This is a genomic window from uncultured Sphaerotilus sp. (assembly GCF_963924895.1).
Lineage (GTDB): Bacteria > Pseudomonadota > Gammaproteobacteria > Burkholderiales > Burkholderiaceae_C > Sphaerotilus.
In genome coordinates this window covers 81,245-99,556 of sequence record NZ_CAWURG010000049.1, presented here as the reverse complement: position 1 = coordinate 99,556, position 18,312 = coordinate 81,245, and the positions used below count along the sequence as shown (strand labels likewise).

General features: G+C 70.4%; 6 protein-coding genes. 5 read left to right on the top strand and 1 reads right to left on the bottom strand.

Annotated features, from left to right (window positions below):
- The first annotated feature begins 11 nt into the window (after positions 1 to 11).
- Genes AABN02_RS18130 through AABN02_RS18120 form a run of 3 tightly spaced genes read left to right on the top strand, consistent with a single transcriptional unit; the run spans position 12 to position 16,382 of the window.
- Positions 12 to 12,026, top strand: a complete 12,015-nt coding sequence (locus AABN02_RS18130) for a cadherin domain-containing protein (RefSeq protein WP_338416311.1) — start codon at positions 12 to 14, stop codon at positions 12,024 to 12,026.
- Positions 12,023 to 14,587 carry an ATP-binding protein gene (locus tag AABN02_RS18125; protein ID WP_338416310.1) on the top strand — a complete coding sequence of 855 codons (2,565 nt, stop codon included), beginning with the start codon at positions 12,023 to 12,025 and terminating at the stop codon, positions 14,585 to 14,587. The genes AABN02_RS18130 and AABN02_RS18125 overlap by 4 nt, the downstream gene beginning before the upstream one ends.
- A gap of 10 nt (positions 14,588 to 14,597) precedes the next feature.
- Positions 14,598 to 16,382, top strand: a complete 1,785-nt coding sequence (locus AABN02_RS18120) for an EAL domain-containing protein (RefSeq protein ID WP_338416309.1) — start codon at positions 14,598 to 14,600, stop codon at positions 16,380 to 16,382.
- On the opposite strand, the gene AABN02_RS18115 is transcribed toward AABN02_RS18120, so the two are convergent.
- Positions 16,357 to 16,692 carry a rhodanese-like domain-containing protein gene (locus AABN02_RS18115; RefSeq protein WP_338416308.1) on the bottom strand — a complete coding sequence of 112 codons (336 nt, stop codon included), beginning with the start codon at positions 16,690 to 16,692 and terminating at the stop codon, positions 16,357 to 16,359. The two genes, AABN02_RS18120 and AABN02_RS18115, sit on opposite strands and share 26 nt — an antisense overlap.
- 110 nt (positions 16,693 to 16,802) lie before the next feature.
- Here AABN02_RS18115 and AABN02_RS18110 point away from each other — a divergent pair, with 110 nt between their 5' ends.
- The gene (locus tag AABN02_RS18110; protein WP_338416307.1) at positions 16,803 to 17,873 is read left to right on the top strand and encodes an MBL fold metallo-hydrolase; all 1,071 of its coding nucleotides are present in this window, start codon (positions 16,803 to 16,805) and stop codon (positions 17,871 to 17,873) included.
- Positions 17,874 to 18,007: 134 nt separating this feature from the next.
- The gene (locus AABN02_RS18105; protein WP_338416306.1) at positions 18,008 to 18,310 is read left to right on the top strand and encodes a metalloregulator ArsR/SmtB family transcription factor; all 303 of its coding nucleotides are present in this window, start codon (positions 18,008 to 18,010) and stop codon (positions 18,308 to 18,310) included.
- Positions 18,311 to 18,312: the final 2 nt, after the last annotated feature.

The following is an 18,312-nucleotide window of genomic DNA, read 5'->3' as shown; positions in this document are numbered from 1 at the left end:
CCTTCCCACGCATGCCGTTGCCCGCCGCCCGTGTCCGCGCCCGTGTCCTGATGGAGACGCTGGAGCCGCGCATCCTCTACTCGGCCGATCTGGCGGCGGTGGCGGCCATGGCGGGCGGTGACGCCGGGTTGGCGCAGGAACAGCGGCTGCAAAACACGGCGCAAGCCACTGCACAAACCACCACGCAGACCGCAGACCAGACGGCGGTCCGCACCGAGATCGCCTTCGTGGACCTCGGCCTTCCCGAGGCGCGCACGCTGGTCGACGGCCTGCTGGCGGAACGCGCCGCCGGCCGCCCGATCGAGGTCGTCACCATCGCCGCGGACCAGGACGGGCTGGCCGTCATCAGCCGCACGCTGGACGAGCGGCAGGCGGCGGGCGAGACCTTCGACGCCGTCCACGTCTTCAGCCACGGCCAGTCGGGCGTGGTGGCGCTGGGCACGTCCACGCTCGATGCCGACAGCCTGCTGCGGCGGGCGGGCGAGATCGCCGGCTGGGGCAGCGCGCTGAGCGCACAGGCCGACCTGATGCTCTACGGCTGCGATGTCGCCGCCGGGGCGAACGGGCTGTTCCTGATCGAGGGGCTGGCCGCGCTCACCGGCGCCGATGTGGCCGCCAGCGACGACCTGACCGGCAGCGCCGCCCGCGGCGGCGACTGGCTGCTGGAGCAGCACACCGGCCAGATCGAGGCGGCGGTGGCGGCGGACGCCGCGCTGCAGCAGAGCTGGGACGGTGTGCTGGGCAGCGAGAGGCAGGTCAACCTCACCACCGCGGGCAACCAGAACACCGACGCCGAGACCCGCGGCAGCCAGCAGGCCGTGACGCTGGACGCTGCCGGCAACTACACCGTCGTCTGGACCAGCGGCGGCCAGGACGGCGGCGGCAAGGGCGTCTACGTGCGCCGCTTCGCCTACGACGGCACGGCGCTGACGGGCGAGATCCTGGTCAACACCACCACCGCCAAGGACCAGAAAAACGCCCGCATCGTCGGCGACGCTTCGGGGCAGTTCGCCGTGGTCTGGACCAGCCAGGACCAGGATGGCACGACCGCCAGCGTCTACTTCCGCCGATTCGCCGCGAATGGCACCGCGCTGACCGGCGAGATTCGCGCCAACGCCAGCGACAGCGGTGACCAGCTCAACGCGGTCATCGGCCTGAATTCAGGCAATGGCGACCTCGTCGTGGCGTGGGAAGGCGATGGTCCGGGTGGTCAGTCGGTCTTCTTCCGCCGTTTCGCGCAGGACGGCAGTGCCCTGGATGCCACGGACCGGGCTGCGGGCACGTTGAACGGAGAGCTGAGCCCCGCTGTGGCGATGGATGCGACCGGGCGATTCGTCATCGCGTGGAATGACGGGCTGCACATCCGCTTCCAGCGCTACGACGCCACTGGGGCGGCCGCCGGTGCCATCACCCAGGTCGACAACGTCTTGTCCGAAAGTGCGGGGGCCTCGATCGCGATGGACAGCACCGGCAACTTCACGCTGGCCTACACCGAGACGAAGACTCTCAAGGGCATCTGGGGCCGCGCCTACCATGCCGATGGCAGCAGTCGTGGCACCTGGTTCTATGTCGATTCCGCCACCGATGCCACCAGTCCGTCGATCAGCCTGGCGCCGGACGGCACGGCGGTGGTCGTCTACCAGAAGGGCGGCGACGGCGGCGGCAAGGGGAGCTACGCCCGGGTCGTCAACGCCGATGGCACCTTTCCGTCTGGCGGTGCTGCCTTCCTGGTCAACCAGACAACGTCAGGTGACCAGCTCTCGGCCTCGGTGGCGGTGCACGATGCCAGCCACTATGTGGTCGCATGGAGCGGCGAGGGGGCGGTCGACAATCTGGCGGTGAGCGTCCGCACCTTCGAGCCGGCGAACACCGCGCCGCAGATCACCAGCGACGGCGGCGGCGCCACGGCGGCGGTGTCCATTCCGGAGAACACCACGGCGGTCACGACGGTCCACGCCACCGACGCCGACTGGCCGGTGCAAGCGCTGGTCTACGCCATCACCGGCGGCGCCGACCAGGCGAAGTTCGCCATCGACAGCCAGAGCGGGGCGCTGACATTCCTCACGCCGCCGAACTTCGAACTGCCGGCGGACGTCGGCGGTAACAACGTCTACAACGTCGTCGTGAGCGCCAGCGACGGGCAGCTCAGCAGCGCCCAGGCCCTGGCGGTGACCGTCACCAATGTCCTTGTGAACGACCAGGTCAGCGCCAAGCCAGACCAGGTCAGCATCGCCTACCAGACCGCCACCAGCGTGAACGTGCTGGCCAACGACCTGCTCGGCACCGGCCCCGCGCTCACGCTGCTGGACCTGGTGCAGCCGACGCACGGCACGGCCGCGATCTCCGCCGGACAGGTGCTCTACACGCCCGACGCCGGCTACGTCGGCAGCGATACGCTGCAATACCGTGTGATCGACAACAGCGAAGGCCTCGCCGGTTACTGGGCGCTCGACGACAACGTCGGCGCCAATGCCGGTGAGCCCAGCCCGGTGGCGGGGGTGCACGGGCAGGCGCTGCAGTTCAACGGCGTCGACGACCGCGTGGCGCTGGCGGGTGTGTCCTACACCCAGGAGTTCACGCTGTCCTACTGGTTCAAGCTGGCCGACAACGTCGGCACCGGCTACCACTATCTGTACGCAGACGGCGCGTCAGGCGCCCAGAACAGCCTCAACGTCTACTTCATCGAAGATGCCACTGTCACCGGGTCCGGCATCCAGAATGTCCTGCGCACCGTGCTGGTCGACAGCAACGATGGCACGGCCATCGCCAACACCTCGGCGCTGGACATCACGGCCACCGGGCTGGCCGACAACCGCTGGCACCAGTACACGCTGACCACCGTGACGGGCACGGGCTCGTTCGTCTACATCGACGGCACCCTGCGCGCCAGCAGCAGCCAGGGTGGAGACACGCTCACGACGAACGGCGCGGTGCTGCTGGGAGCCAGCAGCACGCTCAGCGCCACGCGCTTCCTGACGGGTGCGCTCGACGACGTGGCGCTCTACCACCACACCACACCCGCTTCGTCCGTCGCCGCGCTGGCGAGTGGCCCCGGCGACATCGGCACGGTGACACTCGACGTGGTGCCGGCCAACACGCAGACGCCGGTGATCACCTCGGGCGGTGGCGGTGCTGTGGCGACGGTCAGCCTGGCCGAGAACCTCACCGCGGCCACCGTCGTCACGGCCTACGATACCGACGCTGGCGGGCCGGCCCTGACCTACTCGATCATCGGCGGTGCCGACCAGGCCCGGTTCACCATGGACGCCGCCAGCGGCGCCGTGTCCTTCCGCACTGCGCCGAACTTCGAGCAACCGACCGACACCGGCGCGGACAACGTCTACGACCTCACCGTGCAGGTCAGCGACGGCGTGCACGTCGACACCCAGCAACTCCGGCTGGTGGTCACCGACGCGAACGAATACGGGCTCTCGCCGATCACCGATGCCGATCCTGCGGCCGAGGCGCTCGATGAAAACGCCGCGATCGGCACCCTGGTCGGCTTCACCGCCAGCGCGTTCGATGCCGACGGCACGACCAACACCGTCACCTATTCGCTGGACATTTCGGCCGGCGGACTCTTCGCGATCGATGCCAGCACCGGCGTGTTGAGGCTGGCCGGCACGCTGAACGCAGAGGCCGCCACCAGCCACACCCTGGTCGTGCGCGCCGCCTCGATCGACGGCAGCAACCAGACGCTGCAGGTCACGGTCACCGTGCGCGATCTCAACGAAGCGAGCGTGACGACGCCGTTCGACGCCGATTGGGCGCCGAACACCGTATCGGAGACCGCGGCCATCGGCAGCACCGTGGGCATCACCGCCTCGGCCTTGGACGCGGACGCGACGAACAACGCCGTCACCTACACGCTCACGGACAACGCTGGCGGCCGGTTTGCCATTGGCGCCAGCAGCGGCGTGGTGACGGTCGACAGCGCGCTGGACGCGGAGGTGGCCCTGTCCCACACGATCGTCGTACAAGCGACCTCTGCCGACGGCAGCGTGGCGAACCAGAGCTTCACCATCGCGGTGCAGGACGTGAACGAGTTCAGCGTCACCCCGATCACCGACCTCGACAGCGCGGCAGAGTCGGTCCGCGAAGATGCGGCGATCGGCACTGCGATCGGCTTCCAGGCCCACGCGGTCGATGCGGACGCGACCAGCAGCACCGTCGTCTATTCGCTCGACTACGCAGCCGAGGGGCGCTTCGCGATCGACGCCAGCACGGGCGTGGTGACGGTGGCCGGACTGCTGAACGCCGAAACCGCCACCAGCCATATCCTGATCGTGCGCGCGGCCTCAGGCTACGGCAGCAGCCAGACGCTGCAATTCACGGTCGCGGTACGTGATCTCAACGAAGCGAGCGTGACCGCCCCGTTCGACGCCGATGGGGCACCGAACACCGTGTCGGAGAGTGCGGCCATCGGCAGCGCCGTCGGCCTCACCGCCTCGGCGGTCGATACGGACGCGACGAACAACGCCGTCACCTACACGCTCACGGACAACGCCGGCGGGCGGTTTTCCATCGACTCCAGCAGCGGCGTGGTGAAGGTCGCCAGCGCGCTGGACGCCGAGGTGGCCCTGTCCCACACGGTCGTCGTGCAAGCGACCTCCGCCGACGGCAGCGTGGCCAACCAGAGCTTCACCATCGCGGTGCAGGACGTGAACGAGTTCGGCGTCACCCCGATCACCGACCTCGACAGCGCGGCAGAGTCGGTCCGCGAAGACGCGGCGATCGGCACCGCGATCGGCTTCCAGGCGCGGGCCGTCGATGCGGACGCGACCAGCAGCACCGTCGTCTATTCGCTCGACTACGCGGCCGAGGGGCGCTTCGCGATCGACGCCAACACCGGCGTGGTGACGGTGGCCGGACTGCTGAACGCCGAAACCGCCACCAGCCACATCCTGATCGTGCGCGCGGCCTCAGGCTACGGCAGCAGCCAGACCTTGCAATTCACGGTCGCCGTGCGCGATCTCGACGAAGCCAGCGTGACAACCCCGTTCGACGCCGATGGAGCGTCGAACACCGTGTCGGAGGGTGCGGCCATCGGCAGCACCGTCGGCATCACCGCCTCGGCCGTGGATGCGGACGCGACGAACAACGCCGTCACCTACGCCCTCACGGACAACGCCGGCGGGCGGTTCGCCATCGACTCCAGCAGCGGCGTGGTGACGGTCGACAGTGCGCTCGACGCCGAGGTGGCCCTGTCCCACACGGTCGTCGTGCAGGCGACCTCGGCCGACGGCAGCGTGGCGAGCCAGAGCTTCACCATCGCGGTGCAGGACGTCAACGAGTCCGGCGTCAGCGCGATCACCGACCTCGACAGCGCGGCAGAGTCGGTGCGCGAGGACGCCGTGATCGGCACCGCGATCGGCTTCCAGGCGCGGGCGGTCGATCCGGATGCGACGAACAGCGCCGTCACCTACACGCTGCTCGACAACGCGGGCGGGCGCTTCTCGATCGGGGCCGGTACGGGGGTGTTGACGGTGGTCAGTGCGCTCGACGCAGAAGTCGCACCGAGTCACACGGTGGTCGTGCAGGCGACGTCGGCCGATGGCAGCCTGACGACCCGTAGCGTCACCATCGCCGTGCAGGACGTCAACGAGTTCAATGTCTCCACGCCAGTCGATGCCGACACCGCCACCAACGCGGTGAACGACAACGCCACGACCAACACGCGGGTCGGCATCACGGCCTTCGCCGGGGACCCCGACATCAGTCCGGACCAGATCACCTACGCGCTGGCGGACGACGCCGGCGGGCGGTTTGCCATCGACTCGACCACTGGCGTGGTGACGCTGGCTCGCAGCGTGCTCGCCGACAGCGGCAGCACGCTGAACCTCGTGCTGCAGGCCACCTCCTCGGACGGCAGCGTCGCGACGCAGGCCATGGCGGTCGTGGTGAGCCCGACGAATCTGTACGCGCCGGTCATCACGTCGAACGGCGGAGGCGCCTCGGCGGCCCTCTCGGTGGCGGAAAACACGAGCGGGCTGGTCACCACCCTCGTGGCCACCGACGCCGACGTGTCCGGCGTGCCGCTGAGCTACCAGATCACGGGCGGCGCCGATGCCGCCCGGTTCACGCTGGACGCGGCCACCGGCGCGCTGCGCTTCCTGGCCGCGCCGGATGCGGAGGCAGCGCTCGATGCCGGCGCCGACAACCAGTACGACGTGGTCGTGCAGGCCAGCGACGGCGTGCTGGTCGACACCCAGGCGCTGCGCGTGACGGTGCTTGACGTCAATGAACTGGCCATCAGCGCCATCACCGACCTCGATCCGGCAGCGGATGCCGTGCAGGAGAACGCGGCGATCGGCACCGTGGTGGGGGCGCAGGTCCTGGCGGTCGACGGCGATGCCACGAACAGCACCGTGACCTACTCGCTCGACGACACGGCGGGTGGCCGCTTCGCGATCGGCGCCAGCTCGGGCGTGGTGACGGTGGCCGGTCTGCTGGACGCCGAGACGGCGCTGAGCCACACCATCCTCGTGCGGGCGGCATCAAGCGATGGCAGCGCGACGACGCTGGCGCTGACCATCGCCGTGCAGGACGTCAACGAATACGGCGTCAGCGCCATCTCGGATGCCGACGCCCGGGCGAACAGCGTGCGCGAGGACGATCCGGTCGGCACCACCGTTGGCGTGACGGTGCTGGCGCAGGACCTCGATGCAACCACCAATGCCGTCCGCTATTCGCTCGACGACAACGCGGGCGGGCGCTTCGCGATCAACGCAAGCACCGGCGTGGTCACCATTGCGCAGGTGCTGGACGCCGAGACGGCGTTGAACCACTCCATCGTGGTGCGGGCCGTGTCGAGCGACGGCAACGCGACGACACTGGCGCTGACCATCGCCGTGCAGGACGTCAACGAATACGGCGTCAGCGCCATCACCGACTCCAACGCGCAGGCCAACAGCGTGCGAGAGGACGATCCGGTCGGCACCGTCGTCGGCCTGACCGCGCTGGCGCAGGACCTTGACGCGACCGCCAACGCCGTCACTTACTCGCTCAGTGACAACGCAGGAGGGCGCTTCGACATTGACGCCAACACGGGCGTCGTCACCATTGCCCGGGCGCTGGATGCCGAGACGGCGCAGAGCCACAGCATCGTCGTGCGGGCACTGTCGGCCGATGGCAGCGTGCAGTTGCAGACCTTCAGCATCGCGGTGCGCGATGTCGACGAGTTCGATCTGGTGGCGATCAGCGATCTGGATGCCAGCCCCGACACCGTGGCGGAAAACGCCGCGATCGGTACGCAGGTGGGCTTCACCGCGCAGTCGGTCGATGCCGACGTGAGCAACAACACGGTCAGCTACTCGCTCGACGACACGGCGGGTGGCCGCTTCGCGATCGACGCCAGCTCGGGCGTGGTGACGGTGGCCGGGCTGCTGGACGCCGAGACGGCGTTGAACCACTCCATCGTGGTGCGGGCCGTGTCGAGCGACGGCAGCGCGACGACGCTGTCGCTGACCATCGCCGTGCAGGACGTCAACGAATACGGCGTCAGCGCCATCTCGGATGCCGATGCCCGGGCGAACAGCGTGCGCGAGGACGACCCGGTCGGCACCGTCGTCGGCCTGACCGCGCTGGCGCAGGACCGCGACGCCACCAGCAGCACCGTCGCCTACGCACTCGCCGACGACGCGGGCGGGCGCTTCTTCATCGATGCCAGCACCGGCGTCGTCACCATCGCGCGGGCGCTGGACGCCGAGACGGCGCAGAGCCACAGCATCGTCGTGCGGGCGCTGTCGGTCGATGGCAGCGTGCAGCTGCAGACCTTCGGCATCGCGGTGCGCGATGTCGACGAGTTTGATCTGCTGGCAATCAGTGACGTGGACGGTGCAGCCAATGTCGTCGCGGAGAACGCCGCGGTCGGCACGCGGGTGGGGATCACGGCCCAGTCGGTCGACGCCGACGTCACGAACAACACCGTCACCTATGCGCTCCTCGACAGCGCGGGAGGCCGGTTCGCGATCGACGCTGCCAGCGGCGTGGTCACCGTCGCCGGTCCGCTGGACGCCGAGACCGCCCTGGCCCACACCATCGTCGTGCAGGCGACGTCGAGCGACAACAGCCAGTGGACGCAGGCGTACACCGTCGCGGTGACGGACGTGGACGAGTTCGACCTCGCCGCGGTCAGCGACACGGATGGCGCGGCCGATGCCGTGGCGGAAAACGCCGCGGTCGGCACACGGGTGGGTCTCACCGCGCAATCGGTCGACGCGGACGTCACCAACCACACCGTCACCTACGCGCTGCTGGACAGCGCGGGCGGCCGGTTCGCGATCGACGCGGCCACCGGCGTGGTCACGGTGGCGGGCGCGCTCGATGCCGAAACGGCGCTGAGCCACACGCTGGTCGTGCAGGCCACCTCCGCCGACGGCAGCGTGTGGGCGCAGGCCTTCACCGTGCAGGTGACGGACGTGGACGAGTTCGATCTGGTCGCGGTGAACGACGCGGATGGCGCGGCCGACACGGTGGCGGAAAACGCGGCCGCCGGCACGCCGGTGGGCCTCACCGCCCGGTCCGTCGACGCCGACGCGACGAGCAGCACGGTCACCTATGCGCTGGCGGACAACGCCGGTGGGCGCTTCGCGATCGACGCCACCACGGGCGTGATCACGGTGGCGGGCGCGCTGGATGCCGAGACGGCGATGGCGCACACGCTGGTCGTGCAGGCCACCTCGGCCGATGGCAGCCTGTGGACGCAGGCCTTCACCGTGCGCGTGACGGATGTGGACGAGTTCGACCTCGTCGCGGTGAACGACGCCGATGCGTCCCCCAGCGTGCTGCCGGAAAACGCCGCGGCTGGCACGCTGGCGGGCATCACCGCCCACGCGGTCGATGCCGACGCCACGAACAACTCCGTCACCTACACGCTGGCGGACAGCGCAGGCGGCCGCTTTGCCATCGACGCGGGCACCGGCGTGGTCACGCTGGCCGGCACGCTGGATGCCGAGACGGCGCTGTCCCACACGCTGGTCGTGCAGGCCACCTCCGCCGACGGCAGCCTGTGGACGCAGGCCTTCACCGTGCAGGTGACGGACGTGGACGAGTTCGACCTGGTCGCCGTCGACGACGCGGATGCGACCCGCAATGCGGTCGCGGAAAACGCCGCGGTCGGCACGGCCGTGGGACTGCGGGCGTCGTCGGTCGATGCCGATCTGACGACCAATGCCATCACCTATTCGCTGGACGACTCGGCGGGCGGGCGCTTCGCGGTCGACGCGGCGACCGGCGTGGTGACGCTGGCGCGTGCGGTGCCGGACGAGGGCGTGGCCACGCGCACGGTCGTGCTGCGCGCCACTTCGGCCGATGGCAGCACGGTGGCTGCGTCGTTCGCCATCGCCGTCCTGCCGGTCAACGAACAGGCGCCGGTGATCGACTCGGACGGCGGCGGCGCGGGTGCGGCGCTCGCGGTCGACGAGGGACAGACCGCGGTGACGCAGGTGCTGGCGCATGACAACGATCTGCCCGCCGACACGCTGCGCTACACGGTTTCGGGTGGCGCCGACGCGGCCCTGTTCACCGTCGATGCCGTCACCGGCGTGCTGCGTTTCGCCGCGGCACCCGATGCCGAAGCGCCGCGTGACCAGGGCGCCGACAACCTCTACGAGGTGAGCGTGCAGGTCAGCGACGGCCTGTACACCGACGAGCAGGCGCTGCGCATCACCGTACAGCCGCTCAACGACACGGCGCCGGTGATCACCAGCGACGGCGGCGGCGCCACGGCCGTGCGCCATGTCGCCGAGAACACGCTGGCGGTGACGCAGGTGCAGGCCCGCGATGCCGACTTGCCCGCTGACACGCTGACCTACGCCGTGTCCGGCGGCGCGGACGCCGCGCTGTTCGCGGTCGACGCCACCACCGGCGCGCTGCGCTGGCGCGCCGCACCGGACCGCGAGACGCCCCGCGACGCGGGCGCCGATGGCGTCTACGACGTGACCGTCCGCGTGAGCGACGGGCTGCACACGGCGTCGCAGTCGCTGGCGGTGGTGGTGGACAACGTGGACGAAGCGCCGCGGCTCGACACCAATGCGTTGGCGATTCTCGAAGGCGGCACGGCCCGGCCGGTGCTGCTGGCCAGCGATGTCGACACCCCCGCCGCGGCGCTGGTCTACACCGTGCAGGACCTGACGGGTGGCCGCTTCGAGCAGACCACCGCGCCGGGTGTGGCGGTCACGCGCTTCACGCAGGCCGAGGTCGATGCGGGTGCGATCCGCTTTGTCGCCGATGGCAACGAGGCCGCACCAAGCTACCGCCTGACGCTGGCCGACGCCACGACGACGCTGGCGCCGCAGGCCGCGCAGGTGGCGTTCACGCCCGTGAACGATGCGCCGGTGAGCGCCGCGGTCGATCTCGGCACGGTCGACGAGGACACGGCGCGTGTCATCACCACGGCGGACCTGCTCGTCGGCGCCAGCGATGCCGAGGGCGATGCGCTGTCGGTGTCGACCCTGCGGCTGACGGGCGGCGAAGGCACGCTGGTCGATCTGGGCGGCGGCCGCTGGCGCTTCGACCCGGCCGCGGACTGGCATGGCGCGGTGACGCTGGCGGGCGAGGTCAGCGACGGGCAGGCGGGCGTGGCGCTGGTGGCGGCGCTGCAGGTGCAGGCCGTCAACGACGCGCCGCGCATCACCAGCAGCGGCGGCGCAGCCACGGTGGCGCTCGACCAGGCGGAAAACACCATCGAGGTCACCACGCTGGTCGGCGCGGACGTCGACGCCGACGCGCCGCTGCACTACGCGGTGGTGGGTGGCGCCGATGCGGCGCGCTTCCAGATCGATGCGGCGACGGGCGTGCTGTCCTTCCGCCAGGCGCCGGACCACGAGCAGCCGGCCGATGCCAATGGCGACAACCGCTACGACGTGCGGGTGGAGGTCAGCGACGGCGCGTTGACGGCGCAGCAGGCCTTGCAGATCACGGTGAGCAATGTCGACGAGGCGCCGGTGGTGACGCGCAACGTCGCGCTGATCTCCGATGGCAAGGTCACGCTCGTGCTGCACGCCAGCGACCAGGACACCCCGGCGACCGCGCTGACCTACCGGGTGGACAGCGTGCAGGGCGGGCAGTTCGAATTGGCGACGGCGCCAGGGCAGGCGGTGACCGTGTTCACGCAGGCGGATCTGGACGCCGCCCGCGTCACCTGGGTCGCGCCGGTCGGCAGCACCGCCACGGCCTTCGCGCTGCGCCTGAGCGACGGTCAATCGGAAGTGCGGATCGGTGCACCGACGCAGCAGCGCCAAGCGGCCCCGGCGGTCGAAATGACTTTGGCGGCGGTGGCTGCAGGAGATGCCAGCGCAGCCACTTCGGCCGGCGACAGCGCTGCCACGACGACCACCACGCCGGTGGCGGCGGCTGCGCGGCGGACGGATCCTGTGCTGCCTCCGCCGGCTGACAGCGTGGGTGACGACGGTGCACTCGGCCCCAGGCCGCGCACGGACGAGGACGCTGGTTCAGCACGGGGCGGTGGCGTGCGGCCGGCGGCGGTCGAGGCGCCGGTGGTCCGCTCGCCCGCGGCCCGCGCAGCCGCCGCTGCCGAGCCGCCGGCCGCGGCGGCGCTGGACCTGCCCTCGGAAGGCGGGGAGGCGCCGAAGCGGCTGGTGGCCTACGCCGACCTCTGGGGCTCACGCTCCGGCACCTCGCTGGCCGAGCAGATGGACCGGCTGCGCCAGGAGGTGGCCGACGCGCAGCAGGCCGGCATGGTCTCGCTGGCCTCGACGGCGCTGGTCTCGACCGGCCTGTCGGTGGGCTACGTGATCTGGCTGGTGCGCGGCGGCGTGCTGATGACCAGCCTGATGTCGGTCGTGCCGGCCTGGGCGGGCATGGATCCGCTGCCGGTGCTGGCCGAGATGCGCCGCCACCCGTCTGGCACGGCATCGGCGGACGGCGTCGGCGACGGTGACGACGGCGGGGATGACGGTGGTGACGACCCGATCGAGAAACTGTTCAGCAAGGCCCGTCGCCTGCTGGTGCGCCCGGCCGCCGGGCCGTCGGCGGCACCTGAACTGCCGGAGAGGTCCGCATGAGCATGAAGTTCCGCATGAAACCCCTGTCCTCGCGCTTCCATCTGGCGCTGGGGCTGAGTTCGCTGGTGGTCAGCGTGCTGTTGATGGCGCAGTTTGCCGGGCTGCTGCCCGACCGCGACGCCCCGCTGCGCGCGGCCCGGGTCACGCTGGCCGAGACGGTGGCCGTCAGCAGCATGGTGATGCTCGGCGAGCAGGACCGCGACCGGCTGCAGCAGGTGCTCGACTTTGTCGTGCAGCGCAATCCGGCGCTGCGCTCCGTGCGGCTGCGCCGCGCCGATGGGCTGCTCTATCTCCAGGCGGGCACGCCCGGCGAGGCTGGCGCACCGGAGGTGTCGGCCTCGGACAACGCAGACGCCGGATCGACCGACACCCACCTGCGGCTGCAGCTGGTGCAGGGCGGCATGCCCTGGGGCCAGGCCGAGCTGCAGTTCGATCCGCTGCGCGATACCGCCAACTGGCGTTCGTGGCTGGGATCGACCGAGCTGCTGGTGGCGTCGACCGCGCTGTGCTGCTTCGTGTCGTTCTATGTCTACCTGCGCCGGATGCTGCGCCACCTCGACCCGTCCCGGGTGATTCCGGGCCGCGTGCGCACCGCCTTCGACACGCTGGCCGAGGGCCTGATGGTGCTGGACCCGGCCGGGCGCATCGTGCTGGCGAACCGCGCGTTCAGCGAGGTGGTCGGTGAAGACAGCGACGCGCTGATCGGCCGGCCGGCGACGGGGCTGGGCTGGTCGCAGCCCACGCTGCCGGGGGTGGAGAACACGCCGTGGCAGCAGGTGTTCACCGACGGCCAGCCGCGGCGCAATGTGCTGATGCACCTGACCGACGCCGATGGCCGCGCCCGCACCTTCATGGTCAATGCCTCGCCCGTGCCCGGCGCCGGTGGGCAGCCGGCCGGCACGCTGATCAGCCTGGACGACGTGACGACGCTGGAGGAGAAGGAAGTCCAGCTCCGCCTGGCCCGCGACGAGGCCGAGGCCGCCAACCGCGCCAAGAGCGACTTCCTGGCCAACATGAGCCACGAGATCCGCACGCCGATGAACGCGATCCTGGGTTTTGCCGAGCTGCTGCGCCGCGGCTGGCAGAACAACCCGCAGGACACGCGCCGCCACCTCGACACCATCCTCGGCAGCGGCCGCCACCTGCTGGCGCTGATCAACGACATCCTCGACCTGTCCAAGGTCGAGGCCGGGCGGCTGGAGGTGGAGCGCGTGCCCTGCGCCGTGCACCAGGTCGTGCACGAGGTGGCCGACATCATGCGGCTGCGGGCCGAGGAGAAGGGCGTGCAGCTGGTCGTCGCCTTTCCTGCCGCCTTGCCCGCCACCGTGCTGACCGACCCGGCCCGCGTGCGCCAGATCGTCACCAACCTGATCGGCAACGCGCTGAAGTTCACCCTGCAGGGGAAGGTGACCGTGACGCTGCGCCTGGTGAACGCGGCCGGGGACGCCACGCCGCGCCTGGCGATCGACATCGCCGACACCGGCATCGGCATCCCGGCCGACAAGCTCGACGCAATCTTCGAGCCCTTCGTGCAGGCCGAGGCCTCGACCACGCGCCAGTTCGGCGGCACCGGGCTGGGCCTGGCGATCAGCCGGCGCTTTGCCCGCGCCCTGGGCGGGGACGTGACGGTGAGCAGCACGCCGGGGCAGGGCAGCACCTTCCACGTCCTGCTGGACGCTGGTGCGCTCGACGGCATCGACTGGCTGGCACCGCAGGCGCTCTCGGCCGTGCGGCGCCCGCAGGCCACGGGTGGCGCGACACACTGGCAGTTCGACGCCGGCCGCGTGCTGGTGGTCGACGACGGCGCCGAGAACCGCGAGCTGGTGCGGCTGGTGCTGGAGTCGGCCGGACTGACGGTGCTGGAGGCCTGCGATGGGGCGGTGGCGCTGGACGTGGTGGAACGCGAGGCGCCGGACCTCGTGCTGATGGACGTGCAGATGCCAGTGATGGACGGCTACACGGCCACCCGCACGCTGCGCGAACGCGGCTGCACGCTGCCGGTGCTGGCGCTGACCGCCAACGCCATGAAGGGCTTCGAGCAGCAGATCGAGGCCGCCGGCTTCACCGGCTACCTGACCAAGCCGGTCGACATCGACGCGCTGCTGACCGAACTGGCCGGGCGCCTGGGCGGGCGGCAGGTGGCCGGCGCCTTGCCGGAGCGGGCTGCTGCGCCCGCGTCGACCTCGGTGCCGGTGCCGGTGCTGGCGCAGGCCGCACTGCCGGTCGATAGCGCCCCCATCGTCTCGCGCCTGGCCGACCATCCGCGCCTGTCGCGCGTGGTGCGCACCTTCGGCCGCACGCTGCCCGTCAAGCTGGCCGCGATGCAGTCGGCGCTGGACGATGGCCGCCTGAACGACCTGGCCGATCTGGCGCACTGGCTCAAGGGCGCAGGCGGCACGGTCGGCTTCGATGTCTTCTTCGAGCCTGCGCGTGAATTCGAACGCCTGGCCCGCGCCGGTGAACCGGCTGAACTGGAGCGCGTGATGCGCCAGATCCAGGCGCTCGCCCGCCGGATCGTGATCCCCCACGGCGAAACGGCTGCGGCCGCCACCCTTGCCTGAGACCTCGCGCATGTCTGCACTACAAACGTCCGCCCCGCTCGTCCCGTCCCAGCCGTCCCAGCCGTCGCTGTCGGATGTGACCATCATGATGGTCGACGACGAACCGATGATGACCGACGTCGCCCAGGCCTATCTGGAGGACGCCGGCTACACCCGCTTCGTCGCGGTCCACGATCCGCTGCAGGCCATGGAGATCGCCCGCGCGCAGCGGCCAGGGCTGATCCTGCTCGACCTGATGATGCCGGAGCTGAACGGCTTCGACCTGCTGCGCCTGATCCGCCTGGACGAGCGGCTGCGCTACACGCCGGTGATCGTGCTGACGGCGGCCAGCGACCCCGCCAGCAAGCTGCGCGCGCTGGAGCTGGGCGCGACCGAGTTCCTGTCCAAGCCGGTGGACGCCAGCGAGCTGAAGATCCGCGTGCGCAACAGCCTGGCCTTCAAGGTCTACCAGGACCGGCTCGCCAACGACGACCCGCTCACCGGCCTGCCGAACCGGCGCGTCTTCGTCGAGCAGCTCAAGGCGGGGCTGGTGCGCGCCCGCTACAGCCGCGGCACGCTGGCGCTGCTGCACCTCAACCTCGACCGCTTCCGCCAGATCAACGACACCCTGGGCCACGGCACCGGCGACCTGCTGCTGGCGGCAGTGGCCGAGCGCCTGCGCCAGACCACCCGCGCCACGCACAGCCTGCTCGGCCAGCGCCTGGGCGACACGCCCTTCCTGGCGCGGCTGGGCGGCGACGAGTTCGCGCTGCTGATGCCCGACATTCCGGCGCCCGAGGCGGCGGGCCGGGTGGCGCGGCAGGTGCTGGACGCGCTGTCGCGCTCCTTCCATGTCGACGGACAGGACGTCTACCTCACGCCCAGCATCGGCATCTCGATCTTCCCGGACGATGGGGCCGACGACGCCTCGCTGCTGCGCAATGCCGGCGTGGCGATGCAGCACGTCAAGGCCAGCGGGCGCAACGGCGTCGAGTTCTACAGCGAGAAGATCAACACCGTCTCGGTCGAGCGGCTGCTGCTGGAGACGCAGCTGCGCGGCGCCATCGAGCGCGACGAGCTGGTGCTGCACTACCAGCCCAAGGTCGACCTGCGCACCGGCCACATCGTCGGCGCCGAGGCGCTGCTGCGCTGGCAGCACCCGACGCTGGGGCTGGTGGCGCCGGGGCGCTTCATCCCGATCGCGGAGGAGTGCGGGCTGATCGTCGAGATCGGTGAATGGGTGATCCAGCGCGCCTGCGCGCAGCTGGCGCAGTGGCGGGCCGAGCACCGGCTGGCGGTGCGCGTGGCGGTGAACGTGGCGCGGCACAGCGTCGTGTCCGGCACGCTGCTCGACATCACCCGGGACGCCTTGCAGCGCCACCGTGTGCCGGCCAAGCAGCTCATCCTCGAACTCACCGAGAGCATGCTGATGGACCGCGTCGACGCCACCGCGGCCAAGCTGCACGCGCTGCGGGCACTGGGCGTGGAGCTGTCGATCGACGACTTCGGCACCGGCTACTCCTCGATGAGCTACCTCAAGCAGTTCCCGGTGCAGGAGCTGAAGATCGACCGCTCCTTCGTCAAGGGCACCCCCGGCGACCGCACCGACACCGCCATCGTGCGGGCGCTGGTCGTGCTGGGGCACAGCCTGGGCATGCGGGTCGTGGCCGAGGGCGTCGAGACTGAAGACCAGCGCGTCGCCATGCAGACGCTGCGCTGCGACTGCTACCAGGGCTTCCTGTGCAGCCCGGCGCTGCCGGCCGCCGACTTCATCCAGAAGGTCCGCGAGGTCAACGGCCAGCCGGCCCGCGCCTGATCGGCCGGCCGAGCTGCATCGACAGGACCCCCACGCCGCCACCGTTGCGGACCTGCGTGTAGCCCAGCTGCTGCAGCAGCTGGCAGGCCATGCCCGAGCGCATGCCCGACTGGCAGTACAGCAGCAGCGGGGTCGCCAGATCCGGCACGGCGCGGGCGATGGTCTGCGCGAGCTGGTCCAGCGGCAGGCTGAGCGCGCCGTCGATGTGGCCGCCCGCGAATTCGCCCTCGCTGCGCACATCGATCAGCTGTTCGGTGGCCGGCACGGTGGCCGCGGCGGAGGTAGAAGGTGTGCGATTGAACCAGCCCATGGGCAACTTTCTCGTGTTGTGCGGCAGGAAGGTGAGCGCCATAATATCAGCCAATAACGATATTTAGATGGATCCCGACGCCGGGGTTCAGCCATTCGCCGGAGACTCCGATGACCCTGCCTCAGCCGCCTGCGCCGCGTCCCGCTGCACCTTCGAACACCACGGTGGCCAGCCGCCGGATGGCCTTGCGTCGCCTGGGACTGGGGGCCGGTGCCCTCGGTCTGGGGCTGGTGGCGGGGCCGGAGGGCGCGCTCTTCGCGGCCCAGGTCGGTGACTTCCTGGTCGGCCCGCCCGTGGCCGACGTCGCGCCCCGCCAGCTCAGCCCGCATGTCTGGCTGATCTACGCCCGCGACGGTTTCCCGACCCCCGAGAACCGCGGCCTGATGGCCAGCGTGGTCTTCGTCGTGACCTCGGTCGGCGTGGTCGTGCTGGACTCGGGCGCCTCGCTGCAGATCGGCGAGATGGCGATCCGCATGATCCGCACGGTGACGCCGAAGCCGGTGGTCGCCGTCTTCAACAGCCACTACCACGGGGACCACTGGCTGGGGAACCACGCCTTCGCCCAGACCTTCGGCGCCGATCTGCCCATCCACGCGCTGCCGAACACCATCGCGCAGATCCGTGGCACCGAGGGCAGCACCTGGCGCTCGCTGATGGAGCGCTGGACCAACCAGGCCACCGCGGGCACCGAGGTGGTGGTGCCGAACCGCCCGGTCACGCCCGGCGAGCGCCTGCGCTTCGGCGACGTGACGCTGGTGATGCACCACCACGGCACGGCGCACACCCCGTCTGACCTGTGCGTGCAGGTGGTCGAGGACGGGATCACCCATGTCGGCGACATCGCGATGACGAACCGCATCGCCAACCTCGACGATGGCTCGTACCCGGGCACGTTCAAGTACTACGCCGCGATGCAGGCGGCCACCGGCACCCAGCTCTGGGTGCCCGGCCATGGTGAGCCGGGACGCGACCTGCTCGAGACCTACGGCCGCTTCCTCGCCGGGATCTGGGAGCCCTGCGTGCAGGCCGTGAAGGAAGGGCGGGACCTGGCGTCCGCCAAGGCCCTGGTGCTGCGCGACCCGCGCGTGGCCGTCCGGGGGACGACGATGGCGGGCTTCGACACCAACATCGGCAAGTACGTCAGCCTGGCCTACCTGGAGGCGGAGAAAGAGGCGTTCTGACCGCAGCATGGTTGGAACGCAGGCCGTTTTTCTCGGGCGTCTCCGTGTTTCTACTGAGGCCCGGGTCAGAAAAATTCCATAACATCCGTTTGTGCTTATATCTAAATAGTCAAACAGACTGCAGGACGGATTTTGTGAGTGCTTCCGGGACTTCCGACAGCGATCGGGTCTTCGAGCTGGCAGCCGAGTTGTTCGGGCTGCTCTCGGCGCCTGTCCGGCTGCGCATCGTCTGCGAGTTGCTGGACGGCGAACAGAACGTGGGCCAGCTGACCGAGCGGGTCGGGGCCAGCCAGCCCAACCTGTCGCAGCACCTGGCCACGCTCTACCGCTGCGGCATCCTGGCCCGGCGGCGGGTGGGGGCACAGGTCTGGTACCGGATTGCCAATGACCGCGTGCAGGTGCTCTGCGAGGCTGTGCGCGACGGTTCGAAGATTTGAAG